The 21112-nt window shown below is 68.2% G+C and carries 23 protein-coding genes and 1 riboswitch; of the genes, 12 read left to right on the top strand and 11 right to left on the bottom strand.

What is annotated here, in order from left to right; translation table 11 throughout:
- Positions 1-135 precede the first annotated feature (135 nt).
- The 4 genes from msrB (at position 136) to ACZK33_RS02565 (ending at position 4883) form a co-directional block, all read left to right on the top strand.
- Entirely contained in the window at positions 136-708 is a 573-nt protein-coding gene (gene msrB / locus ACZK33_RS02580; protein ID WP_049424854.1) for a peptide-methionine (R)-S-oxide reductase MsrB, read from the top strand.
- Positions 709-710: 2 nt separating this feature from the next.
- Positions 711-2480 (top strand): cytochrome c biogenesis protein DipZ, encoded by a 1770-nt coding sequence (locus ACZK33_RS02575; RefSeq protein WP_423174456.1) that lies wholly within the window; start codon positions 711-713, stop codon positions 2478-2480.
- Between the two features lie 14 nt (positions 2481-2494).
- The gene (gene msrA, locus ACZK33_RS02570) at positions 2495-3232 is read left to right on the top strand and encodes a peptide-methionine (S)-S-oxide reductase MsrA (RefSeq protein ID WP_164080445.1); all 738 of its coding nucleotides are present in this window, start codon (positions 2495-2497) and stop codon (positions 3230-3232) included.
- Positions 3233-3434: 202 nt separating this feature from the next.
- Positions 3435-4883 carry an aminotransferase-like domain-containing protein gene (locus ACZK33_RS02565; RefSeq protein WP_423174455.1) on the top strand — a complete coding sequence of 483 codons (1449 nt, stop codon included), beginning with the start codon at positions 3435-3437 and terminating at the stop codon, positions 4881-4883.
- Positions 4884-5410: 527 nt separating this feature from the next.
- Here the strand turns inward: ACZK33_RS02565 and bioD are convergent.
- Complete coding sequence (gene bioD / locus ACZK33_RS02560; RefSeq protein ID WP_423174454.1) at positions 5411-6094, bottom strand: dethiobiotin synthase; 684 nt, start codon at positions 6092-6094, stop codon at positions 5411-5413.
- Between the two features lie 68 nt (positions 6095-6162).
- Between bioD and ACZK33_RS02555 the strand changes: the two genes are divergently transcribed.
- Together ACZK33_RS02555 and ACZK33_RS02550 are read left to right on the top strand one after the other, a co-directional pair.
- Positions 6163-6645 carry a GAF domain-containing protein gene (locus ACZK33_RS02555; RefSeq protein ID WP_423174453.1) on the top strand — a complete coding sequence of 161 codons (483 nt, stop codon included), beginning with the start codon at positions 6163-6165 and terminating at the stop codon, positions 6643-6645.
- Positions 6642-7004: a TfoX/Sxy family protein gene (locus ACZK33_RS02550; RefSeq protein ID WP_032128727.1), complete on the top strand. Its 363-nt coding sequence runs from the start codon at positions 6642-6644 to the stop codon at positions 7002-7004. The genes ACZK33_RS02555 and ACZK33_RS02550 overlap by 4 nt, the downstream gene beginning before the upstream one ends.
- 91 nt (positions 7005-7095) lie before the next feature.
- On the opposite strand, the gene ACZK33_RS02545 is transcribed toward ACZK33_RS02550, so the two are convergent.
- Positions 7096-7674, bottom strand: coding sequence for a histidine phosphatase family protein (locus ACZK33_RS02545; protein WP_423174452.1), 579 nt, complete (start codon positions 7672-7674; stop codon positions 7096-7098).
- Positions 7675-7816: 142 nt separating this feature from the next.
- A riboswitch (cobalamin riboswitch) is annotated at positions 7817-8039 on the top strand.
- A gap of 115 nt (positions 8040-8154) precedes the next feature.
- On the opposite strand from ACZK33_RS02545, the gene btuB reads away from it, so the two are divergent.
- The gene (btuB, locus tag ACZK33_RS02540; RefSeq protein ID WP_423174451.1) at positions 8155-9996 is read left to right on the top strand and encodes a TonB-dependent vitamin B12 receptor; all 1842 of its coding nucleotides are present in this window, start codon (positions 8155-8157) and stop codon (positions 9994-9996) included.
- A gap of 141 nt (positions 9997-10137) precedes the next feature.
- Here the strand turns inward: btuB and gph are convergent, their stop codons facing one another.
- The 3 genes from gph to ACZK33_RS02525 form a co-directional block, all read right to left on the bottom strand.
- Positions 10138-10794, bottom strand: a complete 657-nt coding sequence (gene gph, locus ACZK33_RS02535) for a phosphoglycolate phosphatase (RefSeq protein ID WP_423174450.1) — start codon at positions 10792-10794, stop codon at positions 10138-10140.
- Positions 10795-10858: 64 nt separating this feature from the next.
- Positions 10859-11650: a class I SAM-dependent methyltransferase gene (locus ACZK33_RS02530; RefSeq protein ID WP_032128731.1), complete on the bottom strand. Its 792-nt coding sequence runs from the start codon at positions 11648-11650 to the stop codon at positions 10859-10861.
- Positions 11647-12576 (bottom strand): LysR family transcriptional regulator, encoded by a 930-nt coding sequence (locus ACZK33_RS02525; protein ID WP_423174449.1) that lies wholly within the window; start codon positions 12574-12576, stop codon positions 11647-11649. Before ACZK33_RS02525 ends, ACZK33_RS02530 begins: the two co-directional genes overlap by 4 nt.
- 108 nt (positions 12577-12684) lie before the next feature.
- Between ACZK33_RS02525 and ACZK33_RS02520 the strand changes: the two genes are divergently transcribed.
- Together ACZK33_RS02520 and ACZK33_RS02515 are read left to right on the top strand one after the other, a co-directional pair.
- A complete protein-coding gene (locus ACZK33_RS02520) occupies positions 12685-13323 on the top strand; it encodes an NAD(P)-dependent oxidoreductase (protein ID WP_423174448.1) in 639 nt (212 codons plus the stop codon).
- Between the two features lie 85 nt (positions 13324-13408).
- Positions 13409-14320 (top strand): MBL fold metallo-hydrolase, encoded by a 912-nt coding sequence (locus ACZK33_RS02515; RefSeq protein WP_423174447.1) that lies wholly within the window; start codon positions 13409-13411, stop codon positions 14318-14320.
- Positions 14321-14605: 285 nt separating this feature from the next.
- On the opposite strand, the gene dinB is transcribed toward ACZK33_RS02515, so the two are convergent.
- Together dinB and ACZK33_RS02505 are read right to left on the bottom strand one after the other, a co-directional pair.
- Positions 14606-15676 carry a DNA polymerase IV gene (gene dinB, locus ACZK33_RS02510; RefSeq protein ID WP_149909003.1) on the bottom strand — a complete coding sequence of 357 codons (1071 nt, stop codon included), beginning with the start codon at positions 15674-15676 and terminating at the stop codon, positions 14606-14608.
- 1 nt (position 15677) lies between these two features.
- Positions 15678-15869 carry a hypothetical protein gene (locus ACZK33_RS02505; protein ID WP_152906650.1) on the bottom strand — a complete coding sequence of 64 codons (192 nt, stop codon included), beginning with the start codon at positions 15867-15869 and terminating at the stop codon, positions 15678-15680.
- On the opposite strand from ACZK33_RS02505, the gene fabA reads away from it, so the two are divergent.
- Together fabA and fabB are read left to right on the top strand one after the other, a co-directional pair.
- The gene (fabA, locus tag ACZK33_RS02500; RefSeq protein ID WP_135966920.1) at positions 15868-16383 is read left to right on the top strand and encodes a 3-hydroxyacyl-[acyl-carrier-protein] dehydratase FabA; all 516 of its coding nucleotides are present in this window, start codon (positions 15868-15870) and stop codon (positions 16381-16383) included. The genes ACZK33_RS02505 and fabA overlap by 2 nt on opposite strands.
- The gene (fabB, locus tag ACZK33_RS02495; RefSeq protein WP_423174446.1) at positions 16383-17591 is read left to right on the top strand and encodes a beta-ketoacyl-ACP synthase I; all 1209 of its coding nucleotides are present in this window, start codon (positions 16383-16385) and stop codon (positions 17589-17591) included. The genes fabA and fabB overlap by 1 nt, the downstream gene beginning before the upstream one ends.
- 281 nt (positions 17592-17872) lie before the next feature.
- Here the strand turns inward: fabB and ACZK33_RS02490 are convergent, their stop codons facing one another.
- Genes ACZK33_RS02490 through ACZK33_RS02480 form a run of 3 tightly spaced genes read right to left on the bottom strand, consistent with a single transcriptional unit; the run spans position 17873 to position 20315 of the window.
- Entirely contained in the window at positions 17873-18556 is a 684-nt protein-coding gene (locus tag ACZK33_RS02490; RefSeq protein ID WP_032128736.1) for an HAD family hydrolase, read from the bottom strand.
- Positions 18553-19254 carry a pseudouridine synthase gene (locus tag ACZK33_RS02485; protein WP_423174445.1) on the bottom strand — a complete coding sequence of 234 codons (702 nt, stop codon included), beginning with the start codon at positions 19252-19254 and terminating at the stop codon, positions 18553-18555. Before ACZK33_RS02485 ends, ACZK33_RS02490 begins: the two co-directional genes overlap by 4 nt.
- Positions 19251-20315, bottom strand: a complete 1065-nt coding sequence (locus tag ACZK33_RS02480; RefSeq protein WP_032128737.1) for a class I SAM-dependent methyltransferase — start codon at positions 20313-20315, stop codon at positions 19251-19253. Before ACZK33_RS02480 ends, ACZK33_RS02485 begins: the two co-directional genes overlap by 4 nt.
- 156 nt (positions 20316-20471) lie before the next feature.
- On the opposite strand from ACZK33_RS02480, the gene ACZK33_RS02475 reads away from it, so the two are divergent.
- Positions 20472-20735 carry a hypothetical protein gene (locus ACZK33_RS02475; protein WP_005407925.1) on the top strand — a complete coding sequence of 88 codons (264 nt, stop codon included), beginning with the start codon at positions 20472-20474 and terminating at the stop codon, positions 20733-20735.
- A gap of 82 nt (positions 20736-20817) precedes the next feature.
- Here ACZK33_RS02475 and ACZK33_RS02470 read toward each other — a convergent pair whose 3' ends face one another.
- The gene (locus tag ACZK33_RS02470) at positions 20818-21108 is read right to left on the bottom strand and encodes a DUF3247 family protein (protein WP_032128738.1); all 291 of its coding nucleotides are present in this window, start codon (positions 21106-21108) and stop codon (positions 20818-20820) included.
- Positions 21109-21112 lie beyond the last annotated feature (4 nt).

Here is a 21112-nt window from a genome sequence, read left to right as displayed (position 1 = left end):
GGGGCCAGTGGGGAGGCTGGCTGCATTGTGACGCGGGACGGCCGCCGATACCTCACGAAAAATTGAATCCTGCGTGAGGATTCGTTGACCCGGGCGGGCGCAGCATGGCCCCGTCGCCCCTTCCCGGAGTCCGCCATGTCCCTCTCCCGCCGCCATCTACTCGGCCTGGGCGGTGTTGCCACCGCCGCCGGCCTGCTCGGCCTGGGGGCCTGCAGCCGCGCCGCCCCGGCCGCCGCCGAAGCGCGTCCGTCGCGACAGTTCGAGGTCATGCGCAGCGATGCGCAGTGGCGCCAGCAGCTGACCCCGGCGCAGTACGCGGTGCTGCGCCAGCAGGCCACCGAGCGCCCGTACAGCAGCCCGCTCAACAAGGAACATCGGCAGGGCACCTTCGCCTGCGCCGGCTGTGCACTGCCGCTGTTCTCCTCGTCCACCAAGTTCGAGAGCGGCACCGGCTGGCCCAGCTTCTGGGCACCGCTGCACAACGCCATCGGCGAAGACCGCGACGTCACCTTCGGGATGCTGCGGGTGGAGGTGCATTGCCGCCGCTGCGGCGGCCATCTCGGCCATGTGTTCAACGATGGGCCACGTCCGACCGGGCTGCGCTACTGCATGAACGGTGCGGCGATGGTGTTCGTTCCCGGTGCCACTGATGGCACTGCCGACGGCTGGCGGGTGCCTGTCGGTTCTTCCCCTGCTTCCGGAGCCTGACGATGCTGCTGTTGCTGCTTGCCTACCTCGGGGGCGCGCTGACCCTGCTCAGCCCCTGCATCCTGCCGGTGCTGCCGTTCGTGTTCGCGCGTGCCGATCGCCCGTTCCTGCGCAGCACGCTGCCGTTGCTGCTGGGCATGGCGCTCACCTTCACCGTGGTCGCCAGCCTGGCCGCGGTGGGCAGCCAATGGGTGGCGCAGGCCAACCAGGTTGGACGCTGGATCGCCCTGCTGCTGATGGCGTTGTTCGCGGTCGCCCTGCTCTGGCCGCGGCTGGCCGACCATCTGCTGGCGCCGTTCCAGCGTGTGGGTGCACGCCTGAGCGCGCGTGCCGATGCCGCTGATGCTGCTGGGCATGGCGGCGCATGGACCTCGCTGTTGATCGGCATCGCCACCGGCCTGCTGTGGGCGCCGTGCGCCGGGCCGATCCTCGGCCTGGTGCTGACCGGTGCTGCCCTGCATGGCGCCAGCGTCGGTACCAGCACCCTGCTGCTTGCCTATGCATCGGGTGCGATCACCGCGCTGGCGCTGGCGGTGTGGGTCGGCGGCCGGGTGTTCCGTGCGCTGCAGGCGCGGCTCGGCCTCGGCGATGTCCTGCGCAAGGTGCTGGGTGTAGCCGCGCTGCTGGCCGTCGTGGCGATCGGCCTCGGCTGGGATACCGGCCTGCTGACCCGTCTTTCAACGGTCAGCACCGCGCGTATCGAGCAAAGCCTGCTGGACGCCGTGCCCGGCGCGCAGCCGGCGGCACCACCGATGATGATGATGGCCGGCGCCAATGCAGGTGCCGATGCACCGCTGCCGGTGGAAGGCACCCTGCCCGCGCTGGATGGCGCCACCGGCTGGCTCAACAGCCCGCCGCTGAGTGCACAGCAGCTGCGCGGCAAGGTGGTGCTGGTCGATTTCTGGACGTACTCCTGCATCAACTGCCTGCGCGCGATGCCGTTCGTGCACGAATGGGAGCGCCGCTACCGCGACCACGGTCTGGTGGTGGTCGGCGTGCACACGCCGGAGTTCGCGTTCGAGCGTGACCCACGCAACGTGATGAAGGCGGTGCAGCAGCTGAAGGTCGAGTACCCGGTGGCGCTCGACAACCAGTACACGATCTGGCGCGCCTTCAACAACCGCTACTGGCCGGCACAGTACTTCGTCGACGCGCAGGGCAACATCCGCGGCCATCAGTTCGGCGAGGGCAACTATGCGCGCTCGGAACAGATGATCCGTCGCCTGCTGACCGAAGCCGGGCAGACCAACCTGCCACCACCGGCCGATCCCGCTGCCGCCGACCTGAAGGGCGTGGCCGTGCAGGCCGACATGGGCAACCTGCGTTCGCCGGAAACCTACCTGGGCCACGCCCGCGCCGAGCAGTTCGCCTCGCCCGGCGGGCAGCGCAGCGACACCGCGTTCGACTACAACCTGCCGGCCACCCTGGCGTTGAACCGGTGGGGACTGTCGGGGCGCTGGACCGTTACCGACGAAGCTGCGCAGCTGCAGCAGGCCGGTGGCCGCATTGCATTCCAGTTCCATGCGCGCGACCTGCACCTGGTGCTGGCACCGAGCGAGGACGGCAAGCCAGTGCGCTTCCGCGTCTGGCTGGATGGCAAGCCGCTGCCCATCGCCGATGCCGGCAGCGATGTCGGCGCCGATGGCAGCGGCGTGGTCAACGAACACCGCCTGTACCAGCTGGTGCGCCAGCACGGCGCGGTCGGCCCGCATCGCTTCGAGATCGAATTTCTCGATGCGGGCGTGCAGGCCTATGCCTTCACCTTCGGTTGAAACGGGAGCACACGATGAAACTCTCTTTTGAACAAGGTATCGCCGCCGGTGTCGCCGGCTTGGTAGCTGCTGCATTGATCGCTGGCGTGCTGCTGGTCGACCACGGCGCAGTCGCGGCACCGCTGGAAGCCAGCGCGCAGGCCAAGGCACTACCGGCGCCCAGCGGCGACGCCGCGTTCCGCGATGACGCCACCCATGCCAGCGTGGTGTTCGCCGGCGGTTGCTTCTGGGGCGTGCAGGGCGTGTTCCAGCACGTCAAAGGCGTGAGCAATGCGGTGTCCGGCTACATCGGTGGCAGCGCGGCCAATGCGCGCTATGAGCGCGTCAGCGGTGGCCAGACCGGTCATGCCGAGGCGGTGAAGATCGACTACGACCCGCGCCAGGTCAGCTATGGCCAGCTGATGCAGGTGTTCTTCTCGGTGGTGCACGACCCGACCCAGCTCAATCGGCAGGGGCCGGACCAGGGCAGCCAGTACCGCTCGGCGATCTTCAGTGATGACGCACGCCAGCAGGCGGCCAGCCGCGCCTACATCGCCCAGCTCGGCCAGGCCGGCAGCTACCGCGCACCGATCGTCACCCAGCTGGTCAGCGGCCAGCACTTCTACCCGGCCGAGAGCTACCACCAGAACTACATGACCAACTACCCGCAGGCGGCCTACATCCGCTACTACGACGCACCGAAGCTGGCGGCACTGGGCAAGCAGTTCCCGGCGCTGTACCGGCGCGACGCGGCGCTGGTGCCGATGCGGTAACGACCCGGGTAGTGCCGGCCGCTGGCCGGCTCCTGCGGATCTGGGGATCGCCGGCCAGCGGCCGGTACCACCTCCAAAAAGACGCACGGCCATCCAGCCGTGCGCTTGGGAAGTATCGGCCGCGCCCCGATCAGGCCCGTCCGACAACGACATGCTAGGCTCGCCATCATCATGGGTACAGCACCAGATGGCGGGAAGTTCGATGGATACAGATAACCAGAGCGCGATGATCCCACCCCGCTACCAACGGCTGTCCGATGAACTGGCCGAAGCCATCCACGGCGGACGCCTTCCGGTCGGCAGCCGCCTGCCTTCACTGCGGCAGATGGCCCTGCAGCGAAGGCTCAGCCTGAACACGGTGATCGCGGCCTATCGCCAGCTGGAGGACGCCGGCCTGGTCATTCCGCGGCCCAAAGCCGGCTTCGAGGTCGCGCCGCGATTGTCGGTGCCGGAACGTTCGCTGCGCGACACGCCGTCTGCGCCCACCGCGCCGCTGCAGCAGGTGTTGATGGCTCGCGTGCTGGAGGCACAACGTCGCTCCGGAGTGATCGACCTGGCGTTCGCCGGTCCGCGCGGTCGCCAGTTCTATCCGGGCGCACAGCTGGCCCGTCACACCGCGCAGGTGCTGCGTCACGGCCAGCAGACGGTGGAGACCTACGCGCGCCCCAACGGTTCACCCCGGCTGCTGGCGCAGATCGTGCGCCGTGGTCCACGCATGGGCCTGCACACCCATAGCGAGCGGCTGCTGCTGACCCACGGCGCGATGGAGGCCCTGCAGCTGGCACTGCGCGCGGTCACCCAGCCCGGTGATGCGGTGGGCATCGAGGCGCCGTCCTACTTCAACCTGTACCCGTTGCTGGCCAACCTCGGCCTGCAGGCCATCGAGCTGCCCACCCACCCGCAGCACGGCCTGGATGTCGATGCACTGGAAGCGATGCTGGAGCACACGTCGCTGGCCGCACTGGTGGTGATGCCGACCGTGCACAACCCGCTGGGCTGCACCATGCCGACACCCGCCAAACAGCGCTTGGCCGAACTGGTCAACGCACGGCAACTGCCGCTGATCGAAGATGCGGTGTATGCCGAGCTGCAGTTCTGCGAACCGCCGGCGCCCTTGCTGAAGGCCTTCGATCGCGATGGCTGGGTGATGGTGGTCGGTGGGTTCTCCAAGACACTGGCGCCGGATTACCGTATCGGCTGGCTGGATGGCGGCCGCTTCGCCGAGCGCATCGCGCTGCTGAAATTCCAGTCCACCGGTGGCGAGCCTCAACTGCTCGGCGATGCGGTGGCAGCGTATCTGGAAGCTGGCAGCTACGAGCATCACCTGCACCGCATGCGCCGGCTGTACCGCGAACAGTTGGGACGGCTGCGCCAGCTGGTGGCCGAACACTTCCCGGCCGGCACCCGTGCCACCGAGCCGCAGGGCGGCTTCCTGCTGTGGCTGGAACTGCCGGGCGTGGATACGCGTGAGCTGTTCGAACGTGCGCTGGTAGAGGACATCGTGTTCATGCCCGGCCAGGTGTATTCGCGTGGTGCGCGTTATCGCCACTGCCTGCGGCTGTCGTGCTGCCAGACGCTGGATGCGCGCTTCATCGGTGCGGTTGAGCGGCTCGGTGCGATCGCGAAGGAGCTGGCGGCTGCGGCACGGTAACGCGGGCCGCTGGCCGGCAACCTCGGGATCGCCGGGTGGATGCAGTTGCCGGCCAGCGGCCGGCACTACCCAGGGTCACTCGAGCAGGTACGCGCTCAGTGCTTCGCCATCCGCTCCCGGCAGATACGGCAGCCGCCCCCAGCACGGCATCGGCGGGCGCTGCTGCAACGTCGCAATGGAACGACTGGGTGCGATTGCGCGGGAGCTGACAGCTGCAACACGGTAGTGCCGGCCGCTGGCCGGCAACCTCGGGATCGCCGGGTGGATGCAGTTGCCGGCCAGCGGCCGGCACTACCCAGGGTCACTCGAGCAGGTACGCGCTCAGCGCTTCGCCATCCGCTCCCGGCAGATACGGCAGCCGCCCCCAGCACGGCATCGGCGGGCGCTGCTGCAACGTCGCAATGGAACGACTGGGTGCGATTGCGCGGGAGCTGACAGCTGCGGCACGGTAGTGCCGGCCGCTGGCCGGCAACCTCGGGATCGCCGGGTGGATGCAGTTGCCGGCCAGCGGCCGGCACTACCCAGGGTCACTCGAGCAGGTACGCGCTCAGTGCTTCGCCATCCGCTCCCGGCAGATACGGCAGCCGCCCCCAGCACGGCATCGGCAGGCGCTGCTGCAACGTCGCGATGTTCTCATCCTGGCGCTGCATCACCGGGTCGATGTGGTTGCCGATCCAGCCCAGGCACTCCACGCCGCTGGCCTGCAGCGACTGCGCGGTCAGCCGCGCATGGTTGACACAGCCCAGCCGCATGCCCACCACCAACAGCACGGGCAGCTGCAGTGCGCGCACCAGATCAAGCTGGTCCAGCGTGGCCGAGACCGGCGCCAGCCAACCGCCAACACCCTCCACCACCACGACATCGGCCTGCGCACGCAGACGTTCGAACGCGGCCACGATCGGTGCCAGTTCCACCTGCACGCCATCCTCGGCAGCGGCCAGCTCCGGCGCCAGCGGTTGCCGCAGCGCGTACGGATTCAGGTCGGCATAGTCCGGCACCGGCCAACTGGCCGCCTGCAGCGCCAGCGCGTCCTCGTTGCGCAGGCCCTGCCCCAGATCTTCACTGCCACTGGCCACCGGCTTCATGCCGACTGCGCGCAGGCCGCGCCGGCGCAGTGCATGCAGCAGCGCGGTGCTGGCCGCGGTCTTACCGATCTCGGTATCGGTGCCGGTGACGAACAGGGCAGGCGGCAGCGTGGCGGGCAACGGCATCGATAAGCTCCAGCGGGGCAACAGAGCGTGCATTATCGCCGGCCCGGCGTGCTTGCTAGACTGCGGGCATGTTCACCAATGCCTCGCTCACCGGCAGCAAGCCGGAACAATACGCCCAGCTGCTGGAACAGGCCCGCGGCCTGGTCTACGCCGAGTCCGACCGCATCGCCAACGCGGCCAACCTCTCCGCACTGGTCTACCACGCACTGCCCGACCTGAACTGGGTGGGCTTCTACCTGTACGACGGCAAAGAGCTGGTGGTCGGACCGTTCCAGGGCCTGCCGGCCTGCGTGCGCATCCCGCTGGACAAGGGCGTGTGCGGTGCCGCCGCCAGCCAGCGCGTGACCCAGCGCGTGGAGGACGTCGATGCCTTCCCCGGCCATATCGCCTGCGATTCGGCCTCGCGCTCGGAGCTGGTGGTGCCGTTGCTGCGCGGCGATGAACTGATCGGCGTGTTCGACATCGACAGCCCGAAAGTCGGCCGCTTCGATACCGACGACCAAGCCGGCCTGGAAGCCATCGCCCGCGTGTTCGTCGAGGCGCTGGGATGAGCGCACCGAAGCTGCGCAACATCGGCCCGAAGAGTGCGGCGTGGCTGCGTCAGGTCGGCCTGCGCAGCCGCGAGGATCTGGTTGCGATCGGCGCGGTCGGTGCCTTCGTCAAGGTCAAGCGCGCCGGCTTCAAGCCCAGCCTGAACCTGCTCTATTCACTGGAAGGCGCGTTGCTGGACTGCCATTGGCAGGAACTGAGCGAGCCGCAGCGTGAGGCGCTGGTGCAGGATTACGAAGCGCGCATCGCTGCGCATCCGCTGAAGGCGGCCGGCCCCGCTTCGGGCCCGGTGCATGAGCAGCGCTTCGATGCTGACGACGACGCTGAGGACAGCGTGGCCGAGCGCGCGGACGAGGATTGAGGCCTCCGCGTTCCTGGGGATGCCGGCCAGCGGCCGGCACTACCACTGTGATGCGGGATCGGTAGCGCCGGGTCATGCCCGGCGAGTGCGGTCAGGGCTGCTGCAGCTCCAGCAGTTCGCCCACCAGCCCGACCTCGCCGCGCTCCAGCCACACCCGCAGGCGTGTGCCGTGGTCAATACGCAGGGCCCAGCACAGCGACATCGGCAGGCCGCAGACCTGTGACAGCACCATGCGCAGCGGGCCGCCGTGGCTGACCACCAGCGTCGGCACGGGATCGTCATCATCAAGCAGGCGATCCAGCGCGCGCGCGATGCGCCGCTCGAAGTGGCCCCAGCTTTCGCCGTTCGGCGGCGGGAATGCATGCGGGTCGGCATGGAAGGCCGCCAATGCGTCCTCCGGCAGGTCGAACAGCGACTTCCCGTCCCAATCGCCGAAATCCAGCTCTTCCCATTCCTCGTCCGCTTCCACGTCCAGCCCACGCGGCGTGGCCAGGGCCATCGCCGTGTGCAGCGAGCGCAGCCGCGGCGAACTGATCACCCGCTCCCAGGGCTGCGCAGCGTAGGCGTCGACCAGTTCCTGCGGCAGGCGGGCCAGCTGCGGTGGATCACTGCGGCCATCGAGGAACTCATCGCGACCGTTGCCGGCATGGCGGACCAGGTCGAGGATCATGCGTGCGTCCTGTACAGGCAACGCGGGAACAGCGGAAAACGGGCGGACATCGGCAACGGCACCACGGGATCGAGGGACCATTCTAAGGGCACAGCAAAGGCAGTCGAGCAGGCTCGACGCTACGGGCCGCCTGCGATGCCGTAGACTGCGCGCACTTCCAGGTGACCTGCGGCCACGGCCGGCAGGTTGAAACGGGAAGCCGGTGACGCGTGATTCCACGCCAGGCCGGCGCTGCCCCCGCAACGGTAAGCACGTCAGTTCCAGGCAACACCGCCACTGTGCCGCAGGCATGGGAAGGCGCCTGGACGGTGGCCTCACGCCACCCGGCGGCGAGCCCGGAGACCGGCCAGGAAGCCTCAGGTCGCGATGCGGTGGGCATGGCGCTGGATGACCGCAGCATGCGCTGCGGCGTCGGCGCATGCCTGCCTTCGCGGCTCCTCCCCTTCGCCACGCGGGCGTGCGTGGCACCTGGAGTCCCCCATGAAGCTGCAGTCCCGAATGCTGTCCCTGGCCGTGCTGGCCGCCCTGCCCGCGCTGGCCCAGGCCGCCGATGACACCACCGCGCTCGACCAGATCCTGGTCACCGCCACCCGCACCCCGATCGCCCTGCAGGACAGCATCGCGCCGGCCCAGGTGATCGACCGCGCGCAGATCGAATCCAGCCAGGCCACCTCGCTGCAGGAGCTGCTGCGCGGCCGTGCCGGCATCAACCTGACCAATGCCGGCGGCCTCGGCAAGCAGAGCTCGCTGTTCCTGCGTGGCACCAACTCGGGCCACACCGTGGTGCTGGTCGATGGCGTGCGCATCAACAGTGCCGACCTCGGCCTGGCCATGTACCAGGACCTGCCGCTGGCGCAGATCGAACGCGTGGAAATCGTGCGCGGCCCGCAGTCCAGCCTGTACGGCGCCGACGCCATCGGTGGCGTGATCCAGATCTTCACCCGACGCAACCAGGGCGATTTTGCTCCGCACTTCCAGCTCGGTGGCGGCAGCAACGGCCTGCGCGAAGCCAGCGGCGGCATCGGTGGTGGCACCGAACGCGGCTGGTTCGGCGCCGACATCGCCTACCAGCATTCCGATGGCATCGATGCCTGCCGCGGCTCGGCGACGCTGTTCACCGGCTGCTTCGCCGACGAACCCGACCGCGACGGCTACCGCAACCTGTCCAAGAGCCTGCGTGGCGGCTACACCTTCAACGACCAGTGGAACGTGGAAGGCAGCGCGCTGCGCGCCGACGGCAAGAACCACTACGACGGCTATTACAACTATTCGGAAACCCGCCAGCAGGTGCTGGCCGGCAAGGTGCGCTACACCCCGTCCGAGCGCCTGGCGTTCACCGCCAACGTCGGCCGCAGTGACAACGAGTCGGACAACTTCGGCGCACCGGGGGTGTTCGGCAGCGCCCAGACCCATCGTGACAACGCCTCGCTGCAGGGCGACTTCGGCGTGGCCGAGGGCCAGCTGCTGAGTGCAGGCGTGGATTGGAGCGAAGACAACCTGGACGGCAGCAGCGCCGGATATCTCGTCGACAGCCGCCGCAACACCGGCGTGTTCGTGCAGTACCAGGGTCGCTTCGGCCGCCATCAGCTGCAGGCCAGCGCGCGCAATGACGACAACCAGCAGTTCGGCAACCATGCCACCGGCAGCGTGGGCTGGGCGATGGAACTGGAGCACGGCCTGCGCGTCAATGCCAGCTACGGCACTGCGTTCAAGGCGCCGACCTTCAGCGACCTGTACGACCCGTGGAGCGGGGTGCCGACGTTGAACCCGGAGAAGTCCAAGAGCGCCAATCTCGGTGTTTCGCAGCAGGGCCAGGGCTGGCATTGGGGCCTGGATGTGTACGAGACCCGCATCGATGACCTGATCACCTACGATGCGTCCACGATGAAGATGCAGCAGGTGGAGAAGGCGCGCATCCGCGGTGCCGAGCTGACCGGTGGCGTGCTGTTGGCCGGCTTCGACATCAACGCGCAGCTGAGCTACACCGACCCGCGCAACCGCACCCACGGCAGCACCCAGTTCGACAACTGGCTGCCGCGCCGTGCGCAGCAGACCGCGCGCCTGGACGTCGACCGCCGCTTCGGTGACGTCCGCGCCGGCCTGACCGTGCAGGGTGCGGGCAAGCGCTATGACAACGCCAGCAACTCGGTGAAGGTTGGCGGCTACGGCACGCTGGACCTGCGCGCCGAGTACGCGCTGACACCGTCGTGGTCACTGCTGGCGCGCGCCGCCAACGTGTTCGACCGCAAGTATGAAACCGTGGCGTGGTTCAACCAGCCGGGCCGCGAGTACCAGCTGAGCGTGCGTTACCAGCCGAAGTGACCGCGACGGTCATGGTAGTGCCGGCCGCTGGCCGGCAACATCATGACCTTCGGCAACGCATCCCGGGTTGCCGGCCAGCGGCCGGCACTACCCATTGCGTCAGCCCGGGTTACCGGCCGGCGACCAGGGATGTCCGTTGCATCAGCCCTGCAACCCCGGCAACTCGCGCAGGTCGTCGATCAACGCCACCGCATGCGCGGTGGCCAGGTCCAGGCCGCGCGGATAGCCGTAACGCACCAGTGCGATCGGCATGCCCGCATCTTCGGCGGCGCGGTAGTCGGTCAACGAATCACCCACCATCAGGCACGCCTCTACAGGCAGCTCGAAGTGCGCGGCGATATGCAGCAGCGGTTCACCACTGGGCTTGCGCTGCGGCAGGGAGTCGCCGCCCAACACCAGCGCGAACGCATCACCAATACCCAGATGCTGCAGCAGCGGTGGCACCAGCGCTTCGGGCTTGTTGGTGCAGATCGCCAGCGGCACGTTGCGCGCACGCAGCTGCGTCAGCGCTTCGGCCACGCCATCGAACAGGCGCGGGCTGCGCAGCAGGCACTCACGGTAGTGCACCATGAACACCGGCATCACTTCGGCCAGGTCGACCTCGCGACCGGCGGCATGCACGGCCTGCTCGACCAGGCGGCGCACACCATCGCCGATCCAACCGAGCACCGTGGTTTCCGGCACGCGTGGCACACCGATGTCCTCCAGCGTGCGGTTCAGTGCTTCGGCGATATCAGCTGCGCTGTCGACCAGCGTGCCATCAAGGTCGAACACGACCAGCGGATAGGGATACGACAAGGGACGGCACCTGCATGACGTGGGGCCGTCCATTGTACGCCGCTGGTTTTTGCGCCGATCCGCCTCAGCCGATCCGGCGCGCGCGGGTCGCCAGGAAGGTGGGCAGATAGCGATCGATCAGGAAGCGCGGCTGCGGCTGCCAGTCTTCCATGAAGCGATCGATGATGAAGCCGGCATCGAGCTGACCCCCGATCAGTTCGGTCAGGCTGTGGCCGAAGGTCAGCGCGTCACCCCGTGCCAGCTTCGCCTCGCGCTCGGCCGGCGCCAGGTCTTCCAGGTCCGAATAGGGAATGGCGTACTGTGGCCGGATCAGGCCTTGTGCATCCAGCTGCGGATCGCGCGCGCCAACGAACAGCACCGGGTTGTAGAAGCTGGCCATCAGCATGCCATCGCGTGCCAGCACGCGGCGGCACTCGGTCCACACCGGGCGCACATCAGGCACGTACAGGTTCGAGATCGGGTGGAACACCACATCGAAACTGTCGTTGGCAAACACGTGCAGATCGCGCATGTCGCCCTGCACCGTGCGCAGCTGCAGGCCGTCGCGCGCAGCGACCCTGCGATCCTGTTCCAGCTGTCCGTCGGACAGATCGAACACGGTGACGTCTGCGCCGGCCGCCGCCAGCACCGGTGCCTGCTGGCCACCGCCAGAGGCCAGGCACAGGATGCGGCGGCCGCGTACATCGCCCATCCAGTCCAGTGGCAATGCGCGGGGCGTCAAGTGCACCTGCCAGCGGCCTTCGCGCGCGGCGGCAATCGTTGAACTTTCCACCGGGCGCGACCATTCGCGCACTTCGCTGGCCTGGCGGTCCCAGGCAGCACGGTTGTGGTCGATCAAGGCCTGTCCATGGTTCATGAGTTCTCCTTGCCCGGTGGGCGCCAATCCAGATCCTGGAAGGCCGGGCTGGCGAAACACTCGCCCAGGAAATCCAGGAATCGCCGCATGATAGCGGGCTGCTGGCGCCGTGACGCGTACACGGCATGAATGCCGAGTTCGTCCAGGCTGAATTCGGGCAGCAGTTCGATCAGCTCACCGCTGCGCAGCAACGGCGCCACCTGGTAGGTCGGCAGCATGGCGATGCCGGCACCGGCGCGCACCGCCTCCAGCAGCAGCGAGGCCTCGTTGGCACTGATGTTGCCACCCACCGCCACCGACAGCGAACGCCCATCGCGGTGCAGCTGCCACAGGCTCTTGCCGACGTAGTGGTGAGTCAGGCAGTTGTGCGCAGCCAGGTGCTCGGGTGCGGTAGGCGTACCGCGTGCCTGCAGGTAGGACGGCGTCGCGCACAGCACCGAACGGCAGGTGGCCAGCCGCCGTGCGATCAGGCTGGGATCGATCTGGCGCGCGATGCGCACGGCGAGGTCCACCCGCTCCTCCACCAGGTTCACGGTGCGGTCGACCAGCAGCAGCTCGATGCGTGCCGCCGGATGGCGCGCGACGAAGCCGGCCACCGCCCGCGCCAGGTGGCTCTGCCCGAATGAGACGCTGGCGGTCACCCGCAGCGTACCGTGCGGCTCGGGATCATCACTGGCCAGCTCGCCCTGCAGTTCTTCGCCGATCGCCAGCATCTGCCGGAAGCGCGCCAGCGCCGCCTCACCGGGGCCGGTCAGGCTGACCCGGCGCGTGGTCCGGTGCAGCAGGCGTGCGCCCAGCCAGCCCTCGACCTCGGCCAGGTAGCGGCTGACCATCGCCCGCGACATGTCCAGCACCTCGGCGGCGGCGGTGAGGCTGCCGCGCTCGGCGACCTCGACGAACACGGTCATGGCGGTCATTCGGTCCACATGCTCGATCCATGCAACAAACAAGCGCGTTATACGCTGTTTTTCGAGCGACTGCAGCGGCCTAGAGTGACCCCATTCCCACCCCACACCGCCCCACGGAGTCCTGCCATGAAAATCGCCCTCGTTGGTTCCACCGGCAACATCGGCCGCCAGATCGCCCGCCACGCGCTGGCCCGCGGCCACGAACTCACCGTCATCGTGCGCAGCGCGCAGGACCTTCCGACTGAACTGGCCGGCGCCCACCCGGTGATCGCCTCGCTGGATGACCAGGACGCGCTGGTCGCCGCCATCGCCGGCCACGACGTGCTGGCCAGTGCCTACGGCCCGCGCCCGGGCGATGACATCGGCCGCGTCGGCGAGGTCGCCGCGCAGCTGGCCGCCGCCGCACGCAAGGCCGGTGTACCGCGCCTGGTGGTGGTCGGTGGCGCCGGCAGCCTCGAAGTCGCACCCGGCGTGCAGCTGGTCGATACCCCCACCTTCCCGGACGCCTACAAGCCGTATGCACTGGCCCACCGTGAGGCGTTCAACCGCCTGCAGGCGGTGAATGACCTGGACTGGACCTTCTTCTCGCCGGCCGCCGAGATCGGCCCGGGTGAAGAGCGCGGCCAGTACCGCGTGCAGGCCAAGGCCTTCCTCGCTGATGCCAGCGGCCACAGCCGCATCAGCTACGCCGACTACGGCGCGGCGTTCGTCGCCGAGCTGGAAGCGCACCAGTACCCGAAGCAGATCATCACTGCGGCGTACTGATGCCAGGCCGCCGGGCATGGCCCGGCGCTACCCACCTGTGAGCCAGGCCCACGCCCGGCTCGCCGTCCGCCACAAGGAATGCCCCATGCGTACCGCTGCCCTGCTGCTCCCCCTTGCCCTGGCCGCCAGCTTCACCAGTGCGCCACTGCTCGCCGCGCCGGCCGCCGCGGCGCCGGCCACGGCCACGAAATCCCAGCTGCACCTGCAGACCTTCCATCCCGGCCCGCAGGCGATGTTCTCGGTGTCCTCGGTGCTGATCGAAGGCCGCCACGACGCGATCCTGGTCAATGCGCAGTTTGGTGCAAGCGACGCGCGCAAGCTGGTCGAGCTGATCCGCGCCAGCGGCAAGCAGCTGACCACCATCTACATCAGCCACGGCGATCCGGACTACTACTTCGGCCTGGCCACGCTGCAGGACGCGTTCCCGCAGGCGCGCATCGTCGCCACTGCGCAGACCGTCGCCCACATCCAGCAGACCCAGGCCGGCAAGCTGGCCTACTGGGGACCGAAGATGGGCGCCGACGTGCCGGCGCGCATCGTGGTGCCGCAGGTGCTGGACGGCGATGCCCTGCAACTGGAAGGCCAGCGCCTGCAGCTGATCGGCCTCGATGGCCCGACCCCGGACCGCACGGTGCTATGGGTGCCGTCGCTGCGCGCGATCGTCGGTGGTATTCCGGTGGTAGCCGGTGAGCACGTGTGGATGGCCGATACGCAGACGCCGAAATCACATGCCGACTGGCTGCAGACCCTGCAGCGGCTGCAGGCGCTGAAACCGAAGGTGGTAGTGCCGGGGCACTACGCGCCGGGCGCGGCGCTGGATGCCAGTGCGCTGCGCTTCACCGCGGACTACATCCGCGCGTTCGACGCCGAGACGGCAAAGGCCAAGGACAGTGCGGCACTGGTGAAGGCGATGCAGGCGCGCCACCCGAAGCTGGCGGGCGTGGAGTCGCTGGAGTTGAGTGCGAAGGTGGCCAAGGGCGAGATGCAGTGGCCATGAAGTAGGGGGGTTCTTTTGCAGGGCTGCGCCCTGCACCCGCTCAATGCAACGGCAACAGCCGAAGCAACAGCAACAGCTGGCTATCCGTGGGATGGCGAGGTGGGTCCGGTTGCGGGGGACGCCGTGAATCCGTCCATGGAGGCTCGGTCGCGCCATCCATGGCGCTCACGCCCCCGCAACCGGACCCACCCCGCCTTCGACAGTTTCCCGCCATCTGTCGGAACCTGCTGCTGATGGAACCTGCCGCTGTTGGTGGGTGCCGACCGTTGGTCGGCACGGCAATGATCAGTGCTCGAACAATTCGCCCTGCACCACCGGTTCCTTTTCGCGGAAGCCGCCCAGCCCGACGCCGACCAGGCGGTAGCGCGTCTCCGCCGGCAGGTCGACGCGGGCGCGCAAGGCCAGGGCGATGTCGCGCAGTTCTTCCATCGATTCCGGCGGGCGCTCGGGGGTGAAGCTGCGGGTGAGGATGCGGAACTGCGCGGTCTTCAGTTTCAGCACCACGGTGTGGCCGACGCGTTCGGTCTTGCGCGTGGCATTCCAGGTCTTCTCTGCCAACTGCACGATTGCCTCCCCCAGGTCTTCCAACGGCAGGTCTTCGGCGAAGGTGTCTTCGGAGGAAATCGACTGCACCTGCTGGTCCGGTTCCACCGGGCGCTCGTCGATGCCGCGTGCGCGGTTGTACAGACTGCGGCCGAAACTGCCGAACGCCTCTTCCAGATCGATCAGTGCCCACTGCCGCAGGTCGCCGCAGGTGACGATGCCGCGCGCAGCCAGCTTGCCTTCCATTACCTTGCCGACGCCGGGCACGCGGTTCACCGGCAGCGGCAGCAGGAACGCGTCCACCCGCTGCGGTGGAATCACGAACTGGCCATCGGGCTTGCGCCAGTCCGAAGCGATCTTGGCCAGGAACTTGTTCGGCGCGATCCCGGCTGAAGCGGTCAGGTTCGTCTCCTCGCGGATCTGCGCACGGATGGTGCGGGCGATGTCGGTGGCCAGTTCGATGCCGCTCTTCGGCTCAGTCACGTCCAGATAGGCCTCGTCCAGCGACAGCGGCTCGACCAGGTCGGTATGGCGCAGGAAGATCGCGCGTACCTGTTGTGACACCGCCTTGTAACGCGCGAAGTCCGGCGGCACGAAGATCGCGTCCGGGCACAGGCGCTCGGCACGCACGGCAGGCATCGCCGAACGCACGCCAAACACGCGTGCCTCGTACGAGGCCGCGCACACCACCGAGCGTGCACCACGCCATGCCACAACCACCGGTTTGCCGCGCAGTGACGGATCGTCGCGCTGCTCCACCGACGCGTAGAACGCGTCCATGTCGACGTGGATGATCTTGCGCAGTCGGGTCATGTCAGGCGGAAAGGGCGGGGGCGTGCCGAACGGGCCACACGCCGAAGTATGGTCGTTGCACATCAACAGGATGCGCGTATTCCATTGAAAACACTACGGTTGCGTACGGTTGAAATGTTTGATCGGCGCAGTTTCCACGGGCATCCTCGAGCGCTTGTTTCCCTGTTTCCCCGCTTCCAGGATTGTGCTTCATGACCCGTCTCCACGCGTTCAACCGCGAACAGCTGCTGGCCAGCGCACGCGGTGAACTGTTCGGCACCGCCGCCGGCCGTTTGCCCAACGATCCGATGCTGATGTTCGACCGCATCACCGACATCCACGAGGACGGCGGACCGCATGGCAAGGGCATGGTACGCGCCGAACTGGATATCCGCCCGGACCTGTGGTTCTTCGGCTGCCACTTCATCGGCGACCCGGTGATGCCCGGCTGCCTCGGCCTGGATGCCATGTGGCAGCTGACCGGCTTCTTCCTGACCTGGCTGGGCGCCCCCGGCAAGGGCCGCGCACTGGGCTGCGGCGAGGTGAAGTTCACCGGCCAGGTACTGCCGGAGGCCAAGCTGGTGCGTTACGAGATCGACATCAGCCGTGTCATCAACCGCAAGCTGGTGATGGCCCAGTCGGACGCCCGCATGTACGTGGATGACCGCGAAATCTACAGCGCGCGCGACCTGCGCGTCGGCCTGTTCACTGAAACCGGGAGCTTCTGATGCGTCGCGTCGTCATCACCGGCATGGGCATCACGTCCTGCCTCGGCAATGATCTGGATACCGTTTCGGCTGCGCTGCGCGAAGGGCGCTCGGGCATCACCGCCCTGGCCGACCACGCCGAAGCGGGCCTGCGCAGCCAGGTCGGCGGTCGTGTCGACCTCAATCTGGAGGCGCTGATCGACCGCAAGCAGAAGCGCTTCATGAGCGATGCGGCGGCCTTCGCCTATCTGGCCATGCGCGATGCCATCGCCGATGCCGGGCTCAGCGCCGAGCAGGTCAGCAGCCTGCGCACCGGCCTGATCGCCGGTTCCGGTGGCGGCTCCAGCGAATGGCAGATCGGCGCGGTCGACCTGCTGCGCGAACGTGGGGTGCGCAAGGTCGGCCCGTACATGGTGCCGCGCACGATGTGCTCGACGGTCTCGGCCTGCCTGGCCACGGCCTACCAGATCAAGGGCGTCAGCTATTCGCTGTCGGCCGCCTGCGCCACCTCGGCGCACTGCATCGGCGCCGCCGCGGACATGATCCGCCATGGCGCGCAGGACATCATGTTCGCTGGTGGCGGTGAAGACCTGCACTGGTCGATGAGCGTGATGTTCGATGCGATGGGTGCGCTGTCGACCAGCTTCAACGAGACCCCGGCCAGCGCCTCGCGTCCGTACGACAAGGACCGCGACGGCTTCGTCATCGCCGGTGGCGGCGGCATGCTGGTGCTGGAGGACTACGACCACGCCGTTGCGCGCGGTGCGCGCATCCATGCCGAGCTGATCGGCTATGGCGTGACCTCCGATGGCGCCGACATGGTCGCGCCGTCCGGTGAAGGCGCGGTGCGCTGCATGAAGATGGCGCTGCAGGGCGTCGATCGTCCGCTTGACTACCTCAACACCCACGGCACTTCCACGCCGCTGGGCGACGTCACCGAGCTCAACGCGATCCGCGAAGTGTTCGGCGATGCGGTGCCACCGCTGTCCTCGACCAAGGCGTTGTCCGGCCACTCGCTGGGTGCGGCCAGCGTGCATGAGGCGATCTACTGCCTGCTGATGATGCGCGATGGCTTCGTTGCCGGTTCGGCCAACATCGGCGAACTGGACCCGAAGGTGGAAAGCTTCCCGATCCTGCGCGAGAGCCGCGAGCAGAAGCTGGATACGGTGATGTCCAACAGCTTTGGCTTCGGTGGCACCAACGCTGCGCTGGTGTTCGGCCGGGTGTGATGGGAAGGCGTGCCGACCAACGGTCGGCACCCGTAGAGTCGAGCTTGCTCGACTGCATTGAAAAGCGTGCCAACCAAGGTTGGCACCTACCGGGGCGTTTGGGCGTGCCAACCAAGGTCGGCACCTACCAGGGCGTTTGGGCGTGCCAACCAAGGTTGGCACCTACCGGGGCGTCTGGGCGTGCCAACCAAGGTTGGCCCTACCGAGGCATTGCGTGTGCCGACCCACGGTCGGCACCCACCAAAGCAGCAAAGAGTGCCGACCAACGGTCGGCACCCACCTTATTTCAGCAGCAGCGGCAGCAGCAGCGCGTGCGCGTCCACCAGCGAGCCGACGATGCGGTGGCCCAGTGCGCGCAGCTCTTCATCCGGATGCACCAGGTCCGGCACCTGGATCACGGTCATGCCGGCAGCCAGCGCTGCACGCGTGCCGGCCGGTGAATCTTCCAGCGCCAGGCAGCGCTCGGGCACCTGGCCCAGCCGCTGCGCGGCCAGCAGGTAGATATCCGGCGCCGGCTTCGGCCGCGCCACATCACCACTGGTGATCACGGCATCGAAATACGGCAGCAGGCCGGCAGCGGCCAGCTTGCGGTTGGCCCGCGGCTGCCGCGTGGTGGTTGCCACCGCGCGCGGTACCGCGTGCGCTTTCAGCAGCTCCAGCAGCTCCAGAATGCCCGGACGCAGCGGCAGGCCGGTCTGTGTGCGTGCTTCGTACAGCTCATGGCAGCGTGCGGCCACCGCTTCGATCACGCTGTCCTCGATACCCTGCGCACGCAGCAGCGCGTGCGTGTCACGGTCACCGAGGCCGACCATGCGCAGGAACACGGTCTCGTCCAGGCCCAGCCCGAATTCGTCGGCCGCCTCGCTCCAGCAGGCCAGCGAGACCCGCTCGCTGTCGATCATCAGGCCGTCCATGTCAAAGATGACGGCGTCGGGCAGGAACGGCAGCGCAGCGATGGTGGTCATGGAGCGAAAAGCGTATCCAGGTCGGTAGGAGTGAGCTGCCGCCATTGCCCTTCGTCCAGTCCCTGCAGGTCCAGCCCGCCGACGCGGCTGCGGTGCAGGGCCTGCACATGGTTGCCGGTGGCGGCGAACATGCGGCGTGCCTGATGGTAGCGGCCTTCATGCAGCACCAGGCGTGCGCGGCGCGCATCCAGCACTTCAAGTTCAGCCGGCAGCAAGGGCGTCTTCTCGGACTCCAGCATCAGCGTACCGCTGGCGAACAACGCCACTTCGTCGCCGCGCAGGTCGTCGCTCAGTTCCACTTCGTAGACCTTGGGCAGCTTCGACTTCGGCGAGATGATCCGGTGCAGCAGGCCGCCATCGTCGGTCAGCAGCAGCAGGCCGCTGGTCTCGCGGTCAAGGCGGCCCACGGTGGACAGCACCGGATCGCGGTCACGGAAGCGCGGCGGCAGCAGGTCGTAGATCAGGCGGCCGGTGTCCTTGGTCGAACAGGTGTAGCCGGCCGGCTTGTGCAGCGCGATCGACAGCCCCACCGGCGGGTCCAGCGGCTCGCCGTCGACCCGGATCGCCTCGTGCGGCACCTGGTCGTCGGCATACAGCACCTCGCCGTCGGCGTCGGTGACGCGGCCTTCGCGGAACATCCACTGCACCTGCTTGCGGCTGCCATAGCCCAGGTTGGCGATAAGCTTGACCAGCTTCACTTGCCCTTCCCCTTCACCGCTTCCACCAGCTTGAAGCCATCACGCTCGGCGATCACGCGCACCGCGCCAAAGCTCTCGTTGAGCGTGTACTCGTACGGCAGGTGGCGGTTGGCCACCACGTACAGGCGTCCGCCCGGGCGCAGCGCCTGCGCGGCCACGGCGATGAAGCGCTGGCCGATGTCCGGGCGATCGGCGCGCGAGGGCGTGTGGAACGGCGGGTTGCTGATGATGACGTCGTAGCCCGGCTCGATGCCGGCGGTGACGTCCTGCCACAGGAAGCGCAGCGGCAGCGCGCGCGGCGGCGGCGCCAGGTTCAGTTCGGCCAGGGCCAGCGCACGCTGCTCGGCCTCGTACAGGTCCAGCGCGGTGATCTTCGGGCAGCGTTCCAGCAGCTCGCGCGACAGGTAGCCATAGCCCGCGCCGAGGTCGGCGGCACGCCCGGCCAGGTCGGCCGGCAGGTGCTCGGCCAACAGCGCCGACGCCGGGTCGATGCGATCCCAGGCGAACACGCCCGGGCGGCTGAGGAAACGGCCGCCGACGATCGGCCGCACCGCATCCAGTGCCGACCAGCGCTTGGCCAGGTCGGCGTCGTGCTGGCCCTGCATCGGGGCGGTCCAGTACACGCGACAGTGGTTCTTGGTCAGGCTGCCGCCGAGGCCGGTCAGTTGCTTGAGGTCACCCTCGCCCGAACGTGCACCTTCGTTGTTGGACTGGCAGGCGACGATGCGGCCGCCGTCGGCGACCAGCGCCAGCGCGCGCGCGAACAGGGCACGGGCCTCCTCGCGCTGGCGCGGCGGCAGCACCAGCACCAGCGGGTAGCGGCCCTTGCCGGCCACATCATCCAGCTGGCCGCTGACGGTCCAGCCGGCGGCCTGCTGCAGCGGCTGCGCGAACGGGGCAAAGCTCTGCTCGCAATGCACTTCGCGGTTGCCGGCCACTTCGCGCAGCGGCCAGCCGTCGCGGGCACGCAGGAAGGCCACCGGGCCCTCCGGCCAGCGCAGGGCGCCTTGGGAGAACGGCAGGAACAGGGTCTGCAGGGGGGCGTCGTCGCTGGAGGCCATCGGCGCGGGTACTTCAAGCGTGAGGGCCGTCCATTGTACCGGCTTGGCCGGGCCGGCCCCGGCGGCCGCTTTGCGAAACCCGAACGGGGCCTTGATCTGCCAGCAACATTGAAACGTTCAGGGTAGAGGCTCCCCCGGAAACCCAGGAGAACCTGCATGCGAGCCTTGTTCGTCGGTGGCGTGGTCGACAACAGTGAAATGGACCTGGAAGGCAGCCATCCGCCCGTGCATTACCCCGAGGACACCGGCGGTGGCCACTCGCGCTACCGGCTGCACCAGGTCGGCCATGGTGCCGACGGAAGCGTGGCCTATGCGGTGTACGGCGCACCGGACCTGGCCGACGACGAGGTGGCCCGGGTCGCTGAAGAACGCGCCTACGCGCGCCGTTTCGAGGCGACGCCTACGTTGTTCGAGCACTGAGCGCAGCAGGCACGCATGGCGTGGCTCTACTGCAACCTCTAGTAGATCCACGCCATGCGTGGATGGGCGCGGCAGGTTGCCGTCAGACCCTGGGCGGCAACCTGCGGATGCTGGCGATCTCGTCCAGCCACACGTGGTGCTGCTGCACCGGCGTATCGTAGTCATCCAGGCGCAGCTGGCCGTTGCTGCCTTCGTCGCCGGCCTCGTTGCGGTATTGCTGCACCGTCGGTTTCACGGCGACGGTGCCGAGCAGTCGGCGACCATCCTGCAGGGTCAGTTCCACCTGCGTTTCGCCTTCCAGCTGCGGCAGCAGGGCTTCCAGGCGCGCGATCTGCGCCGGATCGGTATGGATGCGGGGAGCTGTACGGGACATCGGC

It is taken from the genome of Stenotrophomonas sp. 86156_Sma, assembly GCF_056481625.1.
Note: the sequence above shows the minus strand (reverse complement) of the source record. Positions and strands in the feature narration are given on the sequence as shown.